Below are 21578 nucleotides of genomic sequence, written 5' to 3'. Positions count from 1 at the left end.
AAATCCTATTCCTTACTTCCCACTTACCGATTTAAACCAATCATTCACTTCTTGGGTGATCTGATCTCCGCCATTGGATTTCCAGTTGGCGACGAATTGGTCAAAGGCATCAACCGGCAGTTGGCCATAGATGATTTTGTTGAAGGTTTCCATTTCGGACTGGCGGAGCAGGTTCCATTTGGATACCATGGTTGGTGTTGCAGCACCAGTAAAGTAGTTTTGTTTACGGATGTCGATCTGGGACATAACGACTTTACCTGCATACCAGTTTTCCGGTTTACGGAATTCGGCCATTTGTTTCTCGTAAGGTGTTTCAGGCTTCTCGCCGTTGGCCAGCTTCACGAGTGTTTTCATGTACAGATCCGGGATACGTGCTGGACCGGTCAGGAACGGGAATTCGTTGGAGAAGTCTTTGATCTTCTCTTTGTCACTGGTCGGTTGTCCGTCAATGATATCCCAGTCGTAACCTTTGGCGAAGCCGTATTCATACTCACTGCCCGCAGCCGGGTTAGCCAGGTTATCGAGCAGGTAGTTGTAGTACAGGAAGATGGCTTCTGGATGCTTCGCATCCTTGTTGATCATGATACTTGCGTTGACACCAGAGTTCTGCCACTTCGTACCAATCTTGCCGTCTGGGCCAGCCGGAACAGGGTAAGCTTTATATTTTGATCCAGGTACGTTCTTCAGCAGGTCAGGTGCAGGCCAGTCGGGTACCCAGTTTGCGCCAGGCAGAATGCCCGCTTTGCCAGCCGTCCAGCTTTCAGCGGATTTACCTTCGTCCCACAGGGCGGAGTCGGCGTGGATATAACCTTTGTTCATCCATTCAGCCAGCTTAGCAAGTGCTTGTTTCGCACCCGGGTTAATGGAGCCGTACTCCAGATTGCCGTTTGCGTCTTTGTTCCATTGCTCCTGGACTGTGCCGTATGCACCGAACAACCAGTCGAGCTGACCCATCCAGGTGTTAGTGTTATTTTTCAGCGAGATCGCCAGCGGGAATACTTTGTCTGGAGACAGACCGTCCGGGTTTTCGTTCTTGAATTTGTCCATGATGTTCTCAAGGTCTGCAATGGTTTTCGGAGCTTCCAGGTTCAGCTTCTCCATCCAGTCCTCGCGGAGCCAGAGCAGCGTATCGTCGTTATCGGTGTACTCCATGATCGGCATGTTGTATTTCTTGCCGTCCTTGGTGAACGGATACCACAGCTCAGGATGTGCTGCTGCGTGATCTTTCAGGGTCTGACTCGCGTACTTGTCGAACAACTCATCGATGGCGATGAATTGACCGGAGTCGATCAACTGATTGGTCAATACCGCATTGGTCGGTACGGACACGAAATCAGGCAGCTTCTCGCCAGAGGCGATGGCCAGTTGTAGCTTCTGTCTGTATTGATCGTCATTCGCCGGATACCAGGTATCTTTATGCTTCATACCCAGCGTTTCCAGCATCCAGCGATCGTGAACGTTATTTTCTTTGGTATCCCCTTGAACGTATTTCTTCGGCATCAATACCGAACTGAATTCGATGGGTGGGTCGTATTTTCCTTTGGCAAAAGCAGCTTCTGCTTCAGCTGAACCGACGGTCGCCGGTGTATCATCTTTGGTACCATTGTCACTGGCTGTATCGGCACTGCCGCACGCAGTGATCGTGATGAGCGCGATAACCATGAGCAGTGACCACCATGTTTTGAATTTGATCATTGTTCAATCCCCCTACGATGTATGATCTTTACAAGTGTAACTGTACCAATTTGGGCGGGAGGGCATCTATATGAGTTTGTTAGTTTCGATAGGACTCTATTATGTTATTTATGCTGGTCTCGGTACTCTTGCGGCGTTACGCCGAATTGACGCTTGAACACTTTGATAAAATAAGCCGGGTCCATATATCCAATCTCCATGCTAATTTCATATACTTTTTTGGTGGTCGTTACCAGCTTGTGACAGGCCCGATCCATGCGCAGGCGCGAGATATAATCACTGATGCCTTCACCCGTTTCAATCTTATAGATCTTGGACAAATGGGTCGGATGCAGATTGACATGGTCGGCGAGTACACGCAAGGAGACATCCAGATGCAGGTTTTTATCCGTAAAATCCTGAATCTTCTTCACATACTCGGAACGGATGTCCTTGATCTCGTTAGACGTGCCTTCCTTGAGTTTGCCAAGTACACTAAGCGCCCATTTGCGCAGTTTACTGATGGTGGAGAAAGCTTCCCCGCTCTGCAACCACTCGATATCGTCACCCATTAAATTAGCCAAAGTCAGCTTGTTCCGGTGTGCGAGATTGGTGAAGGAAGCCGTAATTAAAAAACCAGCCTCCATACAATGCTCCCATGATTCCGACCATTTCTCATCCAACTCCGCACAGACAGCCAGTATTTTTTCTTCTGCCGCATCCCATTGACCACTCTCTAACAGATGAATGAACGTGGGTGGGGTATACAGGACATCCAGCGGACCTTGTGCCGACGGAGTCTCTACGTCACTGACCCGCATGACGAACTCGCGCTCATCTCCCACAATTTGCCGGAAATAAGCGGAGGCTTGCCGAAAACGATCATATAGCTGATCGGGAAACGCGAACCACTCAGTGATGACGATAGAGAGGGAACCCTTCAGAAACTGCTTAACTTTGGACTGAAGTTGTACCGAAAGCTTCTCCAGTATGGTTTCTTTGCCAATGTCGGTGTTGTCCACTTTCAGTTGAAGCAAAAACACCAGATACCCATGCTCCTCCTTCACGCCCCACACTTCCATAAACTCTCCCATAATCTCTTCCGCCATATTGATGACCGCATATTCCAGCAAGGTTTGATCGTTGTTGTCATATTGCCCGAATTCTTCTTCCATACGTACAAGCATTAATGCGCAATCCCCGGCGTGGAAGGGCAAATCGTAATTCGCAAGTTTCCGTGCCCATTCGCTGGAGGCAATTCGATGTCCCTGCAAAGCCTCAAGGAGCAGTCGACCCCGCAAATGCGGTAGGTTCTCCCGCAGGGTAAACTGAGTTCGTTTTAGTGAGCTGACGAGTTCCCATTCGGTATTTAATTGATCAATAGCCTTCTGAACGGCACCCATTAACTCATCGTCCGTGGGTGGTTTCAGCAAGTAATCGACGGCCTCGAACTGGATGGCTTTTTTAGCGTAATCGAATTCAGAATGTCCGGATAAAAGAATACACTTTATTTTTTTGTCACGGACTCTGATCCGTTCGATCAGTTCAATGCCTGTCATTTCGGGCATCTGAATATCCGAGATTACAATATCTATAGGGTGCGTATCAATCAGCTGAAGTGCTTCGTGCGCCGAGTATGCTTTGTGCACCTGTTCGATCCCCAGCGTATGCCAGGGTTTGGTCATGGACAGGTTATCTACCCAGTGTGCTTCATCGTCTACGATGATCATTTGCATGTTTTATTGTCTCCTTAGTGGTTGAACGCAGACATCTGTACACTTGCCACTCCGATGACAGAACAACCTTCCGATCGCTGTTACCCCCAGATTTTTTGATTTACTTTTACAAAGGTAAAAATATGGGGATAAAGGCGACCACTTCGCTTCTTCAGGTTTTTTCTGTCCTCTGCGTTTTCGTGTACATGATCTTGTTCAAAATTAAATCGTCAATTTATTGTTTGTATTAACTTTAACTATTAGAAACATTCCCTCGCTCAGTATCCTCTTTGGGTATTTCCCAGACCATCTCGGTTCGGAATCCGCCTAGAGGGGATGGGCCGAATAGAAGGTAGGATTGATTGCCGAATAAGTGCATGATCCGCTGATTCGTGTTCCATAGGCCACAGCCCATTTCCTCCTGCAGCGGCTGCTGCATTTTCAGATTCAACGCTTCCAACTGATCCGGGCTCAAGCCGGGTCCATCGTCATCGATGTAAATTTTGCAGAACCCGTCTGAGATCTCACCCGTAATTCGAATTTCCCCGGATGAATATGACTTCGATACACCGTGAATGACGGAATTCTCCACAATCGGTTGCAGCATTAATCGTGGTACGGACTGGGCTAGCATATCCTCAGGGATGTCGATGTGGTATTCAATTCTGCCATTACGCAGCTTCTGGATGTCCAAATAGTTGACGAGCAGATTGATTTCTTCTTTTAGAGAAGATGTCTCCCGCTCCACTCGTGTCGTATAACGATAGTAGGCACTTAGATTATGCGCCATGGAGACGACGGCTTGCTCGTCCTTCATCTGGGCCATGTTGATGATATAACCAAGACAATTATACAGAAAATGAGGATTGATCTGGGCCTGTAACTGTTTCAGCGTAGCTTCCTTGGCCCTGATTTTTTCCTGGAACACATTCTCGATCAGGTCTTGAATCTGATGTGACATATCATTGAATCGATGGAACAAAAACGAGAATTCATTCTGATCCTTGCTATGCAGACGTACGGAATAATCTCCGCGCTGCACGCGGCGTAAGCCCTGGATCAGCTTTTTAATCGGATATTGAATGTTTCTATATAACAGAATCGAAGCGGAAATGCCCACCACAAACAGCAGAATCATAAAGAGATAGAATAAGTTCCGACTGAGCGAGATCGGTTGCAGAATCTGATAGAGGGGTACCACATCGACCAAATGCCAATCCAGATAGGAGGATTTCACCGAGCTAACCAGATACTTTTTCCCGTTCAGCTTGACGACATCTTGTGTGGTATCCTCGGTCGAGTGTTCATCCAAATAACGAATGAGTTCTTCGGACAGCTGCTTGTCTGCACTGCGGTTCAGAATGGGCGAATTTCCTTTGTGATAGAAGAATGGATCACCTTGCCCACCTTCCTTATACGTATCCAGCATGTTCTGAATATTTTCATAACTGAAACTGGCTTCAATCACCAGATTGCTTCCCGTCAACATGCCCGGCTGGGCCAAGGAATCCGTAAAGAACCAGTAAAAGGATTTCATATCCTCTTTGGACTCAGCACCATCACCGTATGTCCATTGTCCGCTCATATTTCTTTTCAGGTAATCCTCATCATACCCGGTTGTTCTATTATAGTTGGCAATGACATCTTGATTCTGTTGTGAATGCACAGCGTATCGAGTAGGCCATATATCGGTAACACCAGATTGAAGCATCAGCTTTTCCTGAATGACATATCGGGTCTGCATCTTGTCATAACGATCATTCCATATGTTCAAGCCATTAAATGCTCTGACATTGGGATCTCTTGAGAGAATAAGACTGAAGTCCATCATCTGATTAATACGGGAATCGATCTGACTGGATAAAAACGTGAGCTGCTTCGTATTGGAGACCTGTAGCTCTTTGCTTACAACATCATAAGTGACGTTGTTCGAGTAGGTATACATGATAATAATGGGGATGAACAGGACCACAATTAAACAGTTTATTTTGGCAAACAGACTAAACCGGGATCTGGACGTTCTTCCAAATGATATAAAGCGCTTCCATGTATTCATAAAGTGTCTCCTTCAAATTCGTGTGTAAACAACCTCTTCAGATGATATTCCTAACAAAACACTATCAAGCCTAACAATGTTATATAGTCAGACCTGAGAAATGCCTGATACTATTTATATCAGAGATCCCCATTACACACAAAAACTTTTTTTTGGGAACAGGAGCGCGCTATGGAGGCTAATATGGAAGCTAACCGGGTACCTCAGGCGGACATTGGGAGTAAGCCGAATCGAAAAACAAAAAAACGCTATAAACAACCATGGATTCTGCACTTGATGGTGTTGCCGGCGGCCATTATGGTCTTTATTTTTTCATACATTCCGATGTCCGGGATTTTGATGGCATTTCAAGACTATAAACCTGCACTGGGTTTTTTCGATTCCGAATGGGTCGGACTGAAGCATTTCAGATATATGTGGGAAAATGATTATTTCCTGCAAATTACGTGGAATACGCTGTTTTTTGCCTGTTCCAAGATCGTTATGAACCTCATTATTCCGTTTGTCTTCGCCTTATTGCTCAACGAGGTACGGAAGATGGCGCTGAAAAGAACGATTCAAACACTCGTATATTTGCCGCACTTTTTGTCTTGGGTTACGTTATCAGGTATTCTGATCGACATTCTGGCCCAGACGGGTATTGTCAATCAGTTCCTTGTCTCGGTATTCGGCATTAAGCCAATATTCTTCCTGGGGGATGGCAGCTGGTTCCGATTCACGATTATTGCGAGTGATGTCTGGAAAGAGTTTGGATTCAACATAATTATCTTCCTCGCGGCATTGTCCGGTATTAACCCGTCACTCTACGAGGCGGCTGAAGTGGATGGGGCGGGACGCTGGAAGCAAACGATGTATATTACCATCCCGGCACTTATTCCGATTGGGATCGTCATTGCAACCCTGGCACTGGGTAATGTGCTCAACGCCAACTTTGACCAGATCTTTAACTTATATAGTCCATTGATTTACCAGCAAGGGGATATTATTGATACGTTTGTGTATAGAGAAGGTCTGCTAAGTGGGCAGTTCAGTTTCGCTACCGCTGTGAATCTGTTCAAATCGGTCATTAGTTTGATCCTGATTGTGATCTCCTACCGACTGGCTTACCGATTCGCCGGATACCGAATTTTCTAGAAAGGATGACGAACTCATGTATCATAAAACGATGCCTTACCGCATATTCAGCATAATCAACAATGTGTTACTGACCATCCTTTCACTGCTCTGCTTGCTGCCATTGTATCACTTACTCATGGTATCGCTTAGCTCAACTGCACCTGCTAATGCTGGACTCGTTACGTTCTGGCCGATTGGTTTTACACTGGAGGCATATGCCAAAACGTTTGCTAATAGCAATTTCCTTTCCTCCCTGTGGGTGTCCGTAGAGCGGACGGTGCTGGGAACGGGGCTTGCATTAATCGTCAATACGATTGCAGCCTATGCGCTTTCCAAAGAGACGCGGGTGTTCCGTGCACGTAACATCTATCTGTGGTATTTTGTCATCACGATGCTGTTCAGCGGTGGTCTCATTCCGGGGTATATCCTGATTCTGAAGCTGGGACTGATGAATACATTGCTGGCCTTGATCCTGCCGGGATTGGTTGCGGTGTTCAACATTATCCTGCTGCTGAATTTCTTCCGTACCGTTCCCAAGGATCTGGAGGAAGCTGCATTTATTGATGGGGCAGGGCATTTGCAGACGTTTATCAAAATCTATCTGCCCGTCTCCGTACCCGTCATTGCAACCGTTTCTCTCTTCATGATGGTCGGACATTGGAACTCGTACTTTGACGGGATCATCTACATCCGTGATGCGGAAAAGCTGCCACTGGCGACATTCATGCAGACGATCATCGTGCAGGCCGACATGTCGAAGCTTGATCCGGAAGCTGTTGCAAATCTGTCCCAGCGGACCATTCGGGCTTCACAGATCTTCATCAGTGCGCTGCCGATTCTGCTCGTGTATCCGTTCCTGCAACGTTATTTTGTAACCGGGATCGTGGTTGGAGCTGTGAAGGAGTAGCTGCGTGTGGCGAATTGAATAGGTTGTGAAAAGGGAGTTGCTGAACTGGTGGAAGGCCAGGGAGGTGGCTTCTTTTTTTGATGAAAAAAGAACAATAAATGGGTGTTTTTACCCATCCCCTCAGAATGGTGGAATAAGAAACCTTCAAAACTCCATGCTCATATCCTACAATGCAAAACGAGCGCTTTTCTCTTATTCAAGAAAAGCGCTCGTTGATTGAAGACTTGATTTAACGCCTACCGCTGAAACGTTTGATCGCTTCCTCAGTCACCGGCTCGAAGAGGTTAACGAGGTTGCCGTCGGGATCACGGAACAGCACAGAACGGTTCCCCCACGGCATCGTGGTTGGTTCCTGTACCCAATCAGCGACAAACGGCTTCAAGCGCGCGTATTCGGCTTCGACATCGTCGACGCGGAACTCGATGATGACAGTATGATTGTTGGCTGCCACTACGGAACCAGCGCCGAATAGTTGGGCTGTCTGGGAGTGGCCGATTGCCAGGGTGCATGATGGCACAACGAGTTCGGCAAAAACGGGTGCGGGGCGCTCAGCAGTAACACCCATGACTTTCTCATAGAACTCGACGAGACGATCCACGTCGTCGGTAATGATGCGTACAGAAGCGAAATTCACAAAATATCATCCTTCCCATAATAAATAATACAATACATCATTTTGGACCAGAACCAGCGAAGCTTCCGTAAGGGGCAAAGTAGCTGTAGTAAATAGCCAAGCATCAAACAGCCCATTAGAAGGCCTAATTTGCGGGTTGACCGATGTTCGCTAGTTCTACCCCGTGTTGGTCCAATGACCATCCTTCCACGCCTAGTTGCGGCTCACTTGATCCATAGAATGTCCCCAGCCGATGCAAGACATACTTCGCATTTATCTCTCGCTCCTTTACGTTTACTTACTCCGATTATATTAAAACGCTACTGACAACAGTATGTCAGTAGCGTTTTAATATCTTTTTGGCTGGGAATCTGCAACCGCTTATTCATCGTGTACTCTTACGAAGGCAATATTGAGGGACGGATTACATCGACGAACAAGAAAGGGTACTGCATGTTCTGTCATCGCCATCAGGAGCTCGGATTCTTCAACGTGAAGACCAAGAGCTATTCGCCGGATAACTTTTCTTCCATTGGCCAGTATGTATGCATGGATAACAATGCTTGTAACCATAGCATCATCGATATCACCATGCTGGAGAAGTTTCTTCTCTCGACAGTAAAATAATGCAATGTACACGAAAGGGTCGCTCTTCGGAGCGACCTTTTTGCCGTGTTAAAGCATAGTTGTTCTCTTACTGTAAACGCGAGAGGTAATTCAGTCCCAATTGATGCGCCTGCTTCAGCAGATTTTCATAATGCTCAGGCTTGGCATCCAACGTCTCATATAAAAATTCAACGCTCGACCGGGACACGCCGCAGTAATCGGCAATACCCACATTGAGCAGATTCGTGATTGATTCATCATAGTTACGCTTTTGCATCTGTTCTTCCGTCACGCCCGCAAGAGCAAGCCACAAGATCTGCTGATGATGAAGCTTGTTCGAGCCGTAGGCAAAACCGTTGTTCATGACACGATCCACATACCCTTTCAGCATGGCTGGCAGATGCCACCACCAGAGAGGAAACACAAAAGCCACAGCATCGTGCTTCTTCAATCGCTCCATCTCCGTTTCAATCTCAGGCGAGAACACCTGATGCTCCTGAGTATAGTCCGGTTCATCCATGTCTCGGAGAATCGGGTCGAACCCAATCCCATGCAAATCCAATATCTCATAACCGTGACCAGCCTCGGCAAGACCTTGTACAAAACGATCGGCAACCTGGAAGGTCAGGGAATCTTTTCGCGGGTGGGATACTACAACTAGTACGTTCATAACTGAATGTCACTACCTTTCTCCATTGCTGTCTTGTAGCCATGAATCGATGGCTGATGCTATTATAAACAGGTATGAAATAATCTGGAAGTACGCACTTTGATGTTCTATAGGAAGAATGAAGTGCCATAGGAACATCAACGTACCCTGAATGGATGCCTCAAAATGGGCTTAAATAACGGATAAAGAGAAGAAAGAAAGTAAGAGTATAAGTTAGAGGAAAGAGGTATGAAGGTAATGTTTTTATATTAGCCATAACTTGATTAAGGAGGGATGAACGTTGACGGAACATGGAAAAACGGGTGCTCCCAAAAAATATAAGGTCGGTGTAGAGGCAGCCTTGGAAGTGATGGGCGGCAAGTGGAAGCCTTTGATTATTTATCATTTGTTTACAGGTCGCAAACGGACCTCGGAACTGCGGCGGCTGATCCCTGACATTACGCAGAAGATGCTGACCACGCAGCTCAGAGGTCTCGAAAAGGACGAGATTGTACAGCGAAAAGTGTATTCCGAGGTTCCCCCGAAGGTGGAATATGAGTTGACTGAATACGGATGGGGACTCAAGCCCGCTCTGGATCACCTTTGTTATTGGGGGGAAGAGCATCTGGACAAGGTTTACGGGGATCGGTCGAAGGTTCTGGAGGACTTTGATTCCTTCGAAACTTGAAGAGAGAGGGAGTGGGACGGTGGATGGTGTTAAGATCACTAAACAAGTAATCCCTATCCGTTGTGAAGGTGTCGCTGTAATTCTGTTGAAAAAGAATCTGGATCAATACCATGTGCTGATGCTCAAGCGGGCGAGTCGTATGCTTCATAATGAGTGGTGTTATATTGGTGGCGGGATAGAAAAGGGCGAGAAAGCATGGGAAGCGGCATTAAGAGAAATTTACGAGGAAACAGGCATTACGGAGGTGTGTCTGTACTCTGCCAACCAATTTGAACAGTATTATTCGCCCATGGAGGATTATATCTATACCGCTCCTGTATTCGTAGGCTATGTCGATGAAAGCCAGCCTGTCCAGTTGAATCATGAACATAGTGATTACCAATGGATGACGTTTGACGAAGCGAAAGAAAATGCGGCATTGCCCGGGATCGATCATATTTTGGATTTTGTTGAAAAGCATTTTGCCAAGAAGGCTCCTTCTAAATGGCTGCGGATTAACGCGAATAATAAATAGGAGGTGTAACTCATTACATATTCAACAACTTATCCAAGAGCAGTATTGAATTTAATATGTATGCTGCTCCTTGAATTTATTTTATTCAGAGATGTTGTTCTCGACGAAAATGGTATTCTTAAGTACTCCCTGATATGTATATTGACCTTTATTCTCGGTTATATCATTTTCCTGATCCGGCGTTTGTTTTTTACCAAACCCAGCATTACGCTGAAAAGCGATCATGTGATCTCTACGAAACATCGGAAATACGATGCATCCCAGATTGAGTGCATTTATATAAATTACAAACGGATTGGTATTAAACTCCATGGAAAACGGTTAGTGCCGATGGATTTATGCTTTTATTTTCAAAAAAATCAGGAGACCGCTGGATTACAGGATATCCATGAATGGGCCGAGCGGAACCAAAAAGAAGTGAAATATAAATTTTTTCAAACCTTGGCGTAGACAAGTTCGTTTATTTCATATGAGATAGCTGAGACCGTTATGTTCTGAGGATGATGAGGGCGTAATCACTTTTTCCAAATTAAAATCTGGAAGTTCTGGAGGTTTACAGGTTGAAAACAGTAGAAGAATTCTTAACAGGCGATGGTTATCAAAATGTCGTGGCTGAACTTGTTCAGCTTAAACCTCAGGTCAAATTTGTTGAACATGCCAGCTATGAAGCGGCGTTATTAATGAATTCCTTTAAAGAACGGAAGTATGTTCTGGAAGGCTTTGGCGTCTCGGCTCCAACAGAAGATGAATGTGTTCAGTGGATGATGGAGCAGTTCGCCGAGGACAAGGAGAACATTATGTCTTATGTAGCGGCTCGATTAACGTTCAGTGAACAGTTGAAGGACGATCCGGACGGTGAATTCCCGAAGGGCGAGGAGCCTGATGAGGAGGATCGATCTGAGGTTGTTGAGGTTTTGGGTTTTACGAGATCCGTTATCGCGAACACCGTCATTGAATATGATCTGGTCAAAAATCATCCGAAACAATTAACGGCTTATTACAAACGCACACGAATTCCGGGTGCAGCTAAATTTTCGTCACAAATTAAAAAGGTATATGCTTCAATAACAAAGTAGATTCTAAAATCAGCAGGAGAGATGCCCATGAAATATCTAACGAAAGAATGGTACGAAATTTGCCAGCTGACTGGTCTTCATTTTGGATTGAGAGTACATAGCGGAGCTTACAAATTAGACGATGATCTTTTTCAACGGCTGTATAAAAGAAAGGAAAAAGAACATATAAAGCAGGAGCGCGAGATATATAACATGGACCCCCGTTTCATGCTAGAGCATGATGGTCAGGTGCTCACTCGTGTAGACAAGGCTTTTAGCGGGGAAGAGGTGACGGAAGAGGATCAGATGGTGTACCACATGCCACCGGAAGAGAGAGCGCATATCGAGAAGCTCATTGCAGCGTATGACGCCCGTCCTCCATTTGACGAGAAGAAGTGCAAAGAAGAGTACAAAGAAGCGATGGAGTGGCGTTTCCAAGACCAGATGGAACGTTTACCCCAAGAAATCCATGAGCAAATTGCGGATATCCGTGTGTTTACGCTGGGATATTGCACAAGAGAAATAACGTCAGCTGAAGAAACAAAGTGCAGAACATACGAAAAAGATTGAACGGGTAGGGCAAGAATACAGGGCAGTCATGTTGAAACAAAATATCCCCGATGATATTCTTCGCCGGGTGCAATTTCATGATTGTACAGTGACGGAACTGTTGACGGGGGATGAGGTTGTCATTCGTTTTGACACCCGTGGAGGTTTCACCAATATAAACAAGGTGACGCTGGTTGCACCCGAAATCATTAAGCAAGAGGGAGAGATTGCAGGCAGTTACTGGCTGTATCAAGAGCTGTATCGGATCGATAACGGATATGAGCTGCATGTTCTTTTTGGAGGGGAGCCTACGCCTGAGTTGATTGTTCGCTGTACGGATATTCTTGCAGAGGAAGAGTGAGACAGAGACCCAGAAGCTGAGTTCGATCCTGAACAAGACGGAAATAAAAACACGAAATTTGCTGACATGGGAAAATTATATTCAAGCAATTGAAGCTGCCTACGGTACAGCGGGAATTCAGTAACTCTAAGAAGGAGGTATACTCTACATGGGTATGTCAGACTATTACAAAAACCTGAGGGACAAGATCGGCAACGAGCTTATTTTTATGCCGGGTGTAGCTGGGATTATCCGAAATGAACAAGGAGAGATCCTGTTCGGTCGTAAACATAACGAATCAACCTGGGGGCTGATTGCTGGAGCAATTGAGCTTGGTGAGACCCCGGCGCATGCGATGGTAAGAGAAGCGGTGGAAGAGACAGGTCTAGTTATTGAACCGGAGAGAATTATTGGGGTGTATGGCGGTGAGGAACAACGCTTTACATACAGTAACGGTCATCAGGTCGAATATTTGACTATCGTATTTGAATGCAGGATCAAATCTGGACAACTCACACCCAATAATGAAGAGATGAAAGATCTGCAATTTTTCCCCGAGGGTCAGCTTCCACCGATGGCAAATCAATATCCAGATTATATTTTTAGTTCCAATCAAGAAGAACGAGCCCATTTTGAAAGGTAAGTTACTGTGCAATTTGAATCTAAAACTTAACTTATGTTTATTAAATGAATCAAGATCCTGGTTATATGAGGAGAAGCATATGTTAATTAACCCAACAATTAATGAGATCAATAACTTATTCAAGATGCATCATATCAACGAAGAAATCACTGAAATTCAAAGTTTGTCAGGTACCACCGCTGGACGTGTTTATCGGTTGAGTACGAATCTGAATAAGCATTATATTCTGAAATCGGATGAACCTGAGCAGATTCACATTGCCCAACAGTTTTTGGACTCATATAAAAGTTCTCCGTTATTGCCTGAAGTTTTGTTGACTGATTCGGATAACACTTATTTTATTTATACGTATATGGAAGGCACGACCCATTTCAACCGGGGACAGAAAAGAGAATGGTTAACTCGCCTGGTGAAAGAGCTATTCAATACATATGTGCGTTCTTCTAATACGAAATACTGGGGCAGAATAGTGTTCCCACAGAAGACCTGGAAAGAATTCAATCAGTTGAGTATTCATGAAGCAAAGATGAGTATCGGAAGTGTTTTAACGATAGATGATTATAATCTGGTTCAATCCAAAGTGGATCGCCTGTTTCATGAGGAAGAAGAGAAATTTCTTTTGCATGGCGATACGGGTGTTCATAATTTTGTATATGATCAAAATGAACTCATCGGCGTCATTGACCCATCTCCAATGGTTGGACCTATCCTCTATGATTTCTTGTATGCTTTTTGTTCATCCCCTGATGACATTTATACCGAAACGTTATTTTCCACGATTGAAATTCTTGAAAATGTAGATATGGACAAATCAAGATTAATAGAGGAAGTTCTTATCCATCTATATTGCCGGATCGGGCTGAGTAAAAAGCATCATCCTGATGATCTGCCTGAATATTTGGAGGCATGGAATGAATGGAAACGACTATGCGAGGAACTTTAAAATAGCAAAAAACGCAACAATGGCAACTGGAATACTTCCTGGAAGTACCTGTTATTGAACCAGTGAACTGTGATCATGCCAGGATACTTTATGGCAACATTCAAAAGTGAAAGAAAAAAATCTGATAATAAGTAATGGGATATTGGTGAGGCAAGAATATGAGATGGAATATTGAATTAGATATAATGAAAAAGAAAGGTAATCACCTATGGAAAAGACAATTAGCAGTAAAATAATAGGTCCATTTATGTATAATGAGGAATTTAACTCATATGAACATACGGAAGGGAAAGTATATTACAGTTTAAAGCTTGAAAATGAAAACACTAATGTAGATGAATTGATGAGTAGAGCAGAAAAGATATTCTGTCAGTTTGAGGAGTTTGAAAAAAAGGCCAAGACACAAATAGCACATCATTTAATTGATTACAAAAATGATTTTTGGCCCGAATTTGATGAAGACGATGAGAATTTAAATTGGGATGATGTAGATGGGGGGAAATATGACGTATCCACAGAAGACTTTGAAAGAGTCATAACGTTGCTTGATATCGAATTTCGAGTGAACCATATATACTGTGAATGTTCAGATGGAGATTTATTCGGTGGACATCGGATTCATGCAGAATTTGATCACGATTATAATTTGATACATGCAGATGTTTAGGTGCTGTATTACATAATTATTATAGCGATGATTAACTTGGAATTTATGTTGGAAAGAGGAGGGAAGCAAGATGCATTTCTATTGTAACTGTGGCAATCGAATATCAGATATAACAGATTATTTATCGTATAAGGGATATGTTATTGCAGATGAGGATCAGTTTGATTTTCTGGAAGAAATCGATCGAGCCATTGAGGAATCCGGACCGTCGCCGAAAGAAAAAGAGGATGCGTTGATGAAAGTCCGAAGGCTGTGGGGGGATCTAACTCGAAGTGTGTACCAATGTCCAGAGTGTGGGACGGTTTACTTTGATAATCATAAGAATGAATTAAAAGGATTTACAAGGGGGGATGAGAATACAGATAAGACCTTATTACGTTCGGCAAAAGGGGATGCATGGCCAGGTTTCATATATGGAGATTGGGTTGATGAGAAGCCTGAATGGAGAGAGAAAGGGTACATAGATGCTACTAGTTTGTCTGAGATGAAGATTTACGAAGATTGGGATAGCCTGAAATCGGACTATTATGTGTTATTTCATGAATTGAAGGAAAAGAATCTTTTGCGTTCAGGCATATTGAAGAAGAATGGTGAATGGATTCATTCATGGTCAGGGCGGGATTAGAACATTACATAGAAGACTGGAGTGAACCTTATGCATTCTATAGATATTACGAATCATTACATGCTGGTGAGGATTAATAGACCTGAGTCAAAAGATGAGTTTAAACAAATGTTACTAGCACTCAAGCAATATGTGAAAGAAGATCCACATGTGGTGATATATACGTTAGATACTCTTAAGCAGACGATAATTATGGGTACAGGTGAGCAGCATTTAAATGAGATCTTAGACCGACTCGTTCACAAGTTTGACTTAAACATTGATGCTCAGCGTCCTGAAGTTCTGTATAAAGAAACGTTTGGAGAAGCGGTCAACTCAGAGGGATCGTTTATAAGACAAGCATCAAGCATTGGAAGGTATGGGCGTTGTCATCTCCGGATCGAACCGCAAGCAAGGAATGCCGGTTACGAGTTTATCAATCACATTCATAGTGAAGGTATACTGCCGTACGAGTATATCCCGTCTATCGATGATGGAGTACAATGCTCAATGTTAGATTATATTGTAAGTTGTTTTCCAATCGTAGATGTAAAAGTAACACTATTTGATGGTTCGCATCATCCGATGGATTCGAGCCAGATGTCCTATAAGATTGCAGCATCAATCGCATTTCGAAATGGGTTGAAGCAGAGCGGTTTTGTCATTCTGGAACCCATAGTCAGTGTAACGTTTAACGGAGTTGCCGATGATGTAGTGATATTGGAACAATGTCTGCATTCCATGAAGTGGAGAACAGAACGGTTCCAACGTGAAACTGGACTTATAGATGTAATCACGGAGATATCGATGAGAGAATGGCTGAGCGCTAAGGAAGAAATTCAGTCGATCATTGGTCAGAAATATGAATGTCATGTGGAGCTACGTTATTATGATGCCATTCCAGAACATCTGAAAGAACAAATTGTGAAAGAATCCAGCTTGCGTAGTGCTTCACATACCGATTTATTATATTGGGAGAGACAGAGCAAGGAAAATGAAGAGTGGTATATGAATGAGTTTATCGACGAGTTCTGGGAGGAAACGTAGGATGTGGCAGTGGTGATCTCTGCTGTTAAAGATAAGTGGATGTGGTGAGAGAATCTTTGGAAACAGGTCATTGTTGAAAAGGTATAACTACATTTACTAAAGGAGCGATTCCTGTAATGAAGTATGATTCAGATTCATATCCATATCCAGTATGATATAGAGAACAATAATGTCTGCGTTGCCGTGGAGAATGCGCCATGGGTGGGAAGTTTCCCGGGAAATACCCCGTATCCATGCGTTTTGCCTGCTTATTTCAGATCGCCATTTTGGCATTCATGGGTATCATTGTTCTGAGTAAATCAGGAATGCTCTTGCCTGGATGGTCAACGTTTGCAGATATAGCGAGCCAGTTTATCGTCGCGTATTTGGTGCTTGGGACGATTTTGAATCTGATCACGAGAGGTGTATGGGAACGAAGAATCTGGGCGCCCGTAACGTTGTTGATGCTTATATCGAGTATAATTATAGCTATGTCATAACAATATGCAGAAAATGAGATGATCAACTTACAGCCCTGGCATGTTGTCAAAGGGCTTTTTCATAGTAGACAGTCGTCATGTATACTATTGGGAGTTTCGTCCATATACTTCTGGATTAAACAGGGGTATCCACAGGGAAAAGACAGCCTATAGGGATTCCTCAAACAGCGGTTGCACGAGCATTTCCAGCTGTTCCTCTTGTGGCAGTTGTGGGGATTAACTGAAGGAGGTAAGGTATGACTGGGAATTTTTATTTGAAACGTGTTGGCGCAGAAGACCCTGCAGATGAGAATCGGATGTCCGGATTTGGTTTGCTTGATTTGTTTCAATGCGAGGTTGAGTATCACTTTAGTGCACAAGATATGAGTTTGGAAGAAGCGGAGTTATATATCCAGAACGTGCTGAATTGCTTGCCGGATAAAACAATTAATGAAATATGCAAACGATCATATGAATGGAAAACAGAGAAAATGTCGTGTGATACGGCGGAATATCCTTCTGGTTTGGCTGAAGCTGAAGGTAAGGACATTCTGGCATTCATGTCGGTTGCTGACGTTGAACTTTATCGGAATCCATACGATTCGAATGATAAGAGATTGGGAGCGATTCTGGGTGGAGGCACCGAATGGGACACTGAAAATGGCATGGAAATCGTGGTGCGTGGCGATAAGGTACTGGAGGTGCGTGAGTATTTGGGCTACGGTGAATTTGCAATCTGGACTGAAACGGATGAAAACGAATAGGATCAGAAAAGGGAATCGGGAGAGAGAAATGACGATTTGGCTGGCACAGCGGGATCAGTCTGTCGTGGGGATCGGGACGGTTGGTTTCGACATTGATGAGATACCATGGACTATAGACACCTTTGATGAAGAAAAGAGTTTATGCTGTGCATGATTACTACTGCAATCACCGACAGTGGTCTGAGATTGAAGAGGATGATGATCGGCCAACTATTCCGAGAGGGTACCCGAAATGTGGAAAACATGAAATTTACTTGTCATGCCATGGCTGTATTTTATGTATCAATGAAAGTTGTGAGGAGGATAAGCAATGAGGGCATATATTCAGACAGATAAGAGTGGGGACTTCTACAATGTAAATGCGTTTATTGCTAATGAAGGCTTCAGTTCATTGGGTTGGGAGACCATTAAATTTTTTAATTTACAAGAGATCCAGGATAATAGCCCCGAAAGCCTACTGGTGGGAGGCATTGGCAATGTAAGAAAGCGTCTAGAACAATTAGGATTGGGAAGAAAACAAGGAGAAATAGATTATCCAAATGCTTTAGCAGGTTATCTGGGTAGAAAAGTGTGGAGTACAACGATGCATGAACTTTTTCAAGATAAAGAGAGTTGGAACGTGTTCATTAAACCGAAAGACATCACCAAAAAGTTTGCTGGAAAAGTGGTGAGAGATTACATCGATTTTATTGGACTTGTGGAGGAGAAGGAGGATACTAGCATATGGTGTTCCGAGATTGTCGATTTTAAGACAGAGTGGCGTTGTTTTATACGTTACGGAGAAATTCTGGATATCAGGCGCTATAAAGGGGCATGGGATTCAACGTTGGATGCTAGCGTTATCGAGAAAGCAATTAGCGATTTTAAGGATGCACCGGCTGCATATGGAATGGATTTTGGCGTGGATCAAGAAGGAAATATGAAACTGGTAGAGATCAATGATGGTCATTCTCTAGGAACCTATGGGATCAGTCCTGTAAACTATGCGAAATTCCTCTCAGCCAGATGGTCCGAATTAACGGAGACCACAGATTATCTAAGAACCTTATAGACTAAAGGAGATTGGATTGAGATTGACCAGCAGAATAACCCTCTCTCAGACTACATTTTTTAATCTAATTGAGGATTGTCGGAAAGGAAGAGCACACATGCGAAGCTCCAAATTCACACCGTATTTAAGTTTAATAGGTTTTGGTTTAGTGGTTTTGACCTTGAGTGTGCATGTAAGTTTCAAATTAGGAATTGAGAAAGGGTTGGATGAAGGCTCACTGATGCTGTTGTCAGTTGCTAATGCAGTGTTACTGATATATCCATTGGCATGGGGAATATTTGCTGTAATTGAGTTCTACATGATATGGAAGGAAAAACAAAAGATCAAGTCCAGGCTGGAACGCGGAAAAATGAACAAAGAAGAATACTCGGAACAGATCAAGAAACTCAAGACCAGCTTTGGAATCAACATCAGTTATATTGTCATCCTGCTGTTTCAGCTTGGCTATGTCATTATAAACTGGGACGAGGTTGATATTTAGCCTTCTGACCTGCCTTTCCTGATTTTGAATAGAAATATACATAACATTTAGGAGGAATATTCATTGAAAGCATTATCAATCATCAGCCTTATTTGGTTCGTACTTAATTTTTTATTAATAGCAGTTTTTTTTCTAGATAGTTCGCAAGAAAGTTCGGATGCCGCAGCAGGAATGGGAATTCTGGGTGTCCTGTATGGTCTGCTTTTCTCAATCCTAGCCTTGATCATATCTAGCAAGAGAAAAAAGGCACCTGTGAATGTGCATGAACAACTGCTACAGTTGGGTGAATTAAAAGAAAAGAATATCATTTCGGAATATGAATTCGATCAAAAGAAAGAGAAGCTGCTTTCTAAATACAGATAGACCACTAGTCAGTTCTTTAAAACGATTGAGGCCGACCTAAGATAAGCAATATCAAGGTTGGCGTCATTTTTTTCTAACTTACGTTCATCAACCTTACTCATTCGTAATATTTATCGTTTCATCGGTAATGGTCTTACCATCACTCCCCAATGCCTGCACAATCATGTGGTGATGCAAAGACTTACGGGTAATATTCCACGTTATCTTCCAACCATCGTTCCCATTAGTATCATAGCCAATCAGTTCTCGTTCTCCCCAAGTCTCTGTCCCTGTTGGAACAGCCCAGAAAAGAAGTGTTTCCGCGTTGGTCACCTCTACTGTGACATCTAACTTTGTGCTATCTGTAGGAATTACAATCCAACCTTCTTTTTCGGGAAAGTTAGTCTCAACATTTGTTATTATGGGCGTAGCCTCATTTTTGGGGATAGCATCAGTGTCATGATTTTCAGCAGGATCTTTTGAAGTACAGGCCGTGAGAAGAAAGAAGAAGAGAAGAATCGAAATAAACGCTTTGTTTGTCATAATGGTAGCCTCTTTCGATTGTTTAGTATAAATAAGGAGTTGTAAATCTAAATGGATCTCTTTGGAGCCTTAATATTAATAATTATATGTTTTATTGTATTTCTTATCGTTGTAGCAGTTGTACGTTATGCCATAGATTCGTCAAAAACATCAAAAAGACTTGAGTATCTGATCAAAGAAGTGCATGAGTTGAAAAATGTTAGTTGTACAATCCTTCAATGATGATGTTTTGTAGTCTATTGTTTTCCCTTAACTCCAGGTAATTAAGAAATAGAAGGAGCGTTATCAGTACAAGGATCACTGACATGAACTTATGGAAGTATCCCATGGTAAATTTAACCTCCTCGTTATCTTAAGAGAATCACGGTGTAGTACAAGTTAATTGAAAAATATCATCTGTATTACATAACACCCGGAAGAAATTAAAGTTACGTTGAAATGAAAAACAGGACTATTCCACTACGGGAATAATCCTGTTTCCATTTACAGCTACTCATCTCAATGATGATGATGCGCATGGGCATCCGGTGCGTCGCCTTTGACGGTACATAATACCGAGGTATCGTGCAAATGTTTTTCAGACTCGACTTGGAGCGTAACATGTTTGATTTCTTTATGCTCGAGCAGATGTTCAATCTTCTGAACAAGCATCTCGGATGCGTATACATCCATCGTTCCGTCTACCACGATATGAGCGGTCAGCGCATTCAGGTTGCTGGTGATAGACCAGACATGCACATCGTGCACGCCTTTGACGCCATCTACTTTCTGAATGGTTTGCACAAGGTCATTTACATCGACATTCGCGGGCGTTCCCTCCATCAAGATATGCAAGGATGATTTGGTAACAAAGAATCCACTGCGCAGGACCAGTACAGCAACAATGACACTTGCGAGTGGATCGGCCCATCCCCAACCGAAGAACATCATGAGCAAAGCCGCAGCAATGGCACCAACCGATCCCAACATATCACTGATGACGTGAAGATAAGCGCCGCGCATATTCAGGTTTTTCTCCGTATCGCTACCGCGCATCATAATCCAGGCAACCAAAATATTGATGAGCAGTCCAATGGTACTGATGATCAGCATGCCTACGGTTGCGACTTCTGGCGGATTAATGAAGCGACCAATCGCTTCGTAGAAGATGTAAAGAGAGATGGCGATTAAGGTGACCCCATTTAACGTGGCTGCCAAAATCTCAAAGCGTCTATACCCGTACGTTTTGCCTGTGTTCACCGCTTTTTCGCCAAAGGTGAACGCCAGCAAAGCGATACCCAAAGCTATGGAGTCAGACAACATATGACCTGCATCGGAGATGAGGGCCAAGCTGTTCGTCATGAATCCGCCAACGGCTTCAACGATCATATAAACGGTAATAATGATAAAGGAAAACAAAAGTACTTTCTTGTTATTGGTACTAGCATGATTGTGTCCATGGTCGTGATTGTGGTGGTGTCCGGACATACAATATCCTCTCCTTTAGAGCCGTGCTCCGTTATGTAAGTTGTTTTCTTTTGTGACTAAAGGTGATCCTCGGCGATGATAAAGTT

Annotated in this window: 25 protein-coding genes and 1 pseudogene; 19 read left to right on the top strand and 7 right to left on the bottom strand. The window is 43.6% G+C overall.

Translation table 11 applies throughout. From position 1 onward, the window contains the following. Positions 1–12: 12 nt before the first annotated feature. The 3 genes from ACFVQB_RS27730 to ACFVQB_RS27720 form a co-directional block, all read right to left on the bottom strand. Positions 13–1695: a type 2 periplasmic-binding domain-containing protein gene (locus ACFVQB_RS27730; protein WP_379447107.1), complete on the bottom strand. Its 1683-nt coding sequence runs from the start codon at positions 1693–1695 to the stop codon at positions 13–15. Positions 1696–1799: 104 nt separating this feature from the next. Beyond that, on the bottom strand, positions 1800–3410 hold the full coding sequence (locus ACFVQB_RS27725) for a response regulator transcription factor (protein ID WP_379447106.1): 1611 nt from the start codon (positions 3408–3410) through the stop codon (positions 1800–1802). Between the two features lie 232 nt (positions 3411–3642). Then, positions 3643–5445 (bottom strand): sensor histidine kinase, encoded by a 1803-nt coding sequence (locus tag ACFVQB_RS27720; protein ID WP_379447105.1) that lies wholly within the window; start codon positions 5443–5445, stop codon positions 3643–3645. Between the two features lie 276 nt (positions 5446–5721). Here ACFVQB_RS27720 and ACFVQB_RS27715 point away from each other — a divergent pair, with 276 nt between their 5' ends. After that, on the top strand, positions 5722–6579 hold the full coding sequence (locus ACFVQB_RS27715; RefSeq protein WP_379447146.1) for an ABC transporter permease: 858 nt from the start codon (positions 5722–5724) through the stop codon (positions 6577–6579). A gap of 16 nt (positions 6580–6595) precedes the next feature. Further along, positions 6596–7468, top strand: a complete 873-nt coding sequence (locus ACFVQB_RS27710) for a carbohydrate ABC transporter permease (protein WP_079346542.1) — start codon at positions 6596–6598, stop codon at positions 7466–7468. A 229-nt stretch (positions 7469–7697) separates the two neighbouring features. Here the strand turns inward: ACFVQB_RS27710 and ACFVQB_RS27705 are convergent, their stop codons facing one another. Beyond that, complete coding sequence (locus ACFVQB_RS27705) at positions 7698–8102, bottom strand: VOC family protein (protein WP_053780275.1); 405 nt, start codon at positions 8100–8102, stop codon at positions 7698–7700. A 339-nt stretch (positions 8103–8441) separates the two neighbouring features. On the opposite strand from ACFVQB_RS27705, the pseudogene ACFVQB_RS27700 reads away from it, so the two are divergent. After that, positions 8442–8708 (top strand): annotated as a pseudogene (locus ACFVQB_RS27700) (FusB/FusC family EF-G-binding protein); the annotation flags it as partial. A gap of 67 nt (positions 8709–8775) precedes the next feature. Here ACFVQB_RS27700 and ACFVQB_RS27695 read toward each other — a convergent pair. Then, positions 8776–9357: an NAD(P)H oxidoreductase gene (locus ACFVQB_RS27695; RefSeq protein ID WP_379447104.1), complete on the bottom strand. Its 582-nt coding sequence runs from the start codon at positions 9355–9357 to the stop codon at positions 8776–8778. A gap of 349 nt (positions 9358–9706) precedes the next feature. Here ACFVQB_RS27695 and ACFVQB_RS27690 point away from each other — a divergent pair, with 349 nt between their 5' ends. From ACFVQB_RS27690 to ACFVQB_RS27615, 16 genes are all read left to right on the top strand, one after another. Beyond that, positions 9707–10024 (top strand): winged helix-turn-helix transcriptional regulator, encoded by a 318-nt coding sequence (locus ACFVQB_RS27690; protein ID WP_157283965.1) that lies wholly within the window; start codon positions 9707–9709, stop codon positions 10022–10024. A 19-nt stretch (positions 10025–10043) separates the two neighbouring features. Further along, positions 10044–10538 (top strand): NUDIX hydrolase, encoded by a 495-nt coding sequence (locus ACFVQB_RS27685; RefSeq protein ID WP_379447103.1) that lies wholly within the window; start codon positions 10044–10046, stop codon positions 10536–10538. Between the two features lie 560 nt (positions 10539–11098). Next, positions 11099–11614: a hypothetical protein gene (locus tag ACFVQB_RS27680; RefSeq protein WP_379447102.1), complete on the top strand. Its 516-nt coding sequence runs from the start codon at positions 11099–11101 to the stop codon at positions 11612–11614. Between the two features lie 27 nt (positions 11615–11641). Then, positions 11642–12163: a hypothetical protein gene (locus ACFVQB_RS27675; RefSeq protein ID WP_379447101.1), complete on the top strand. Its 522-nt coding sequence runs from the start codon at positions 11642–11644 to the stop codon at positions 12161–12163. A gap of 28 nt (positions 12164–12191) precedes the next feature. Beyond that, entirely contained in the window at positions 12192–12503 is a 312-nt protein-coding gene (locus tag ACFVQB_RS27670) for a DUF4085 family protein (RefSeq protein ID WP_483874965.1), read from the top strand. A gap of 148 nt (positions 12504–12651) precedes the next feature. Then, complete coding sequence (locus tag ACFVQB_RS27665) at positions 12652–13125, top strand: NUDIX domain-containing protein (RefSeq protein ID WP_379447100.1); 474 nt, start codon at positions 12652–12654, stop codon at positions 13123–13125. A 79-nt stretch (positions 13126–13204) separates the two neighbouring features. Further along, entirely contained in the window at positions 13205–14068 is an 864-nt protein-coding gene (locus ACFVQB_RS27660; RefSeq protein ID WP_379447099.1) for a phosphotransferase, read from the top strand. A 208-nt stretch (positions 14069–14276) separates the two neighbouring features. After that, positions 14277–14735 (top strand): DUF2262 domain-containing protein, encoded by a 459-nt coding sequence (locus ACFVQB_RS27655; protein WP_379447098.1) that lies wholly within the window; start codon positions 14277–14279, stop codon positions 14733–14735. Between the two features lie 70 nt (positions 14736–14805). Beyond that, entirely contained in the window at positions 14806–15360 is a 555-nt protein-coding gene (locus ACFVQB_RS27650) for a hypothetical protein (protein WP_379447097.1), read from the top strand. 30 nt (positions 15361–15390) lie between these two features. Continuing rightward, positions 15391–16386, top strand: coding sequence for a translation factor GTPase family protein (locus tag ACFVQB_RS27645; RefSeq protein WP_379447096.1), 996 nt, complete (start codon positions 15391–15393; stop codon positions 16384–16386). Between the two features lie 197 nt (positions 16387–16583). Beyond that, the gene (locus ACFVQB_RS27640) at positions 16584–16865 is read left to right on the top strand and encodes a hypothetical protein (protein ID WP_379447095.1); all 282 of its coding nucleotides are present in this window, start codon (positions 16584–16586) and stop codon (positions 16863–16865) included. Positions 16866–17101: 236 nt separating this feature from the next. Then, entirely contained in the window at positions 17102–17608 is a 507-nt protein-coding gene (locus tag ACFVQB_RS27635) for a DUF6985 domain-containing protein (protein WP_379447094.1), read from the top strand. 28 nt (positions 17609–17636) lie between these two features. Further along, entirely contained in the window at positions 17637–17762 is a 126-nt protein-coding gene (locus ACFVQB_RS27630; protein ID WP_379447093.1) for a hypothetical protein, read from the top strand. Between the two features lie 156 nt (positions 17763–17918). After that, positions 17919–18659, top strand: coding sequence for an ATP-grasp domain-containing protein (locus ACFVQB_RS27625; RefSeq protein ID WP_379447092.1), 741 nt, complete (start codon positions 17919–17921; stop codon positions 18657–18659). 97 nt (positions 18660–18756) lie between these two features. Further along, positions 18757–19140, top strand: a complete 384-nt coding sequence (locus ACFVQB_RS27620; RefSeq protein WP_379447091.1) for a hypothetical protein — start codon at positions 18757–18759, stop codon at positions 19138–19140. Positions 19141–19203: 63 nt separating this feature from the next. Continuing rightward, positions 19204–19503 (top strand): SHOCT domain-containing protein, encoded by a 300-nt coding sequence (locus tag ACFVQB_RS27615; RefSeq protein ID WP_379447090.1) that lies wholly within the window; start codon positions 19204–19206, stop codon positions 19501–19503. Between the two features lie 93 nt (positions 19504–19596). Here the strand turns inward: ACFVQB_RS27615 and ACFVQB_RS27610 are convergent, their stop codons facing one another. Both ACFVQB_RS27610 and ACFVQB_RS27605 read right to left on the bottom strand, forming a co-directional pair. After that, entirely contained in the window at positions 19597–20025 is a 429-nt protein-coding gene (locus ACFVQB_RS27610) for a hypothetical protein (protein WP_379447089.1), read from the bottom strand. A 498-nt stretch (positions 20026–20523) separates the two neighbouring features. Next, entirely contained in the window at positions 20524–21492 is a 969-nt protein-coding gene (locus ACFVQB_RS27605; protein WP_379447088.1) for a cation diffusion facilitator family transporter, read from the bottom strand. Positions 21493–21578: the final 86 nt, after the last annotated feature.

The sequence above is a fragment of the Paenibacillus sp. NPDC057886 genome (assembly GCF_042796655.1).
Classification (GTDB): Bacteria; Bacillota; Bacilli; order Paenibacillales; family Paenibacillaceae; genus Paenibacillus.
Note: the sequence above shows the minus strand (reverse complement) of the source record. Positions and strands in the feature narration are given on the sequence as shown.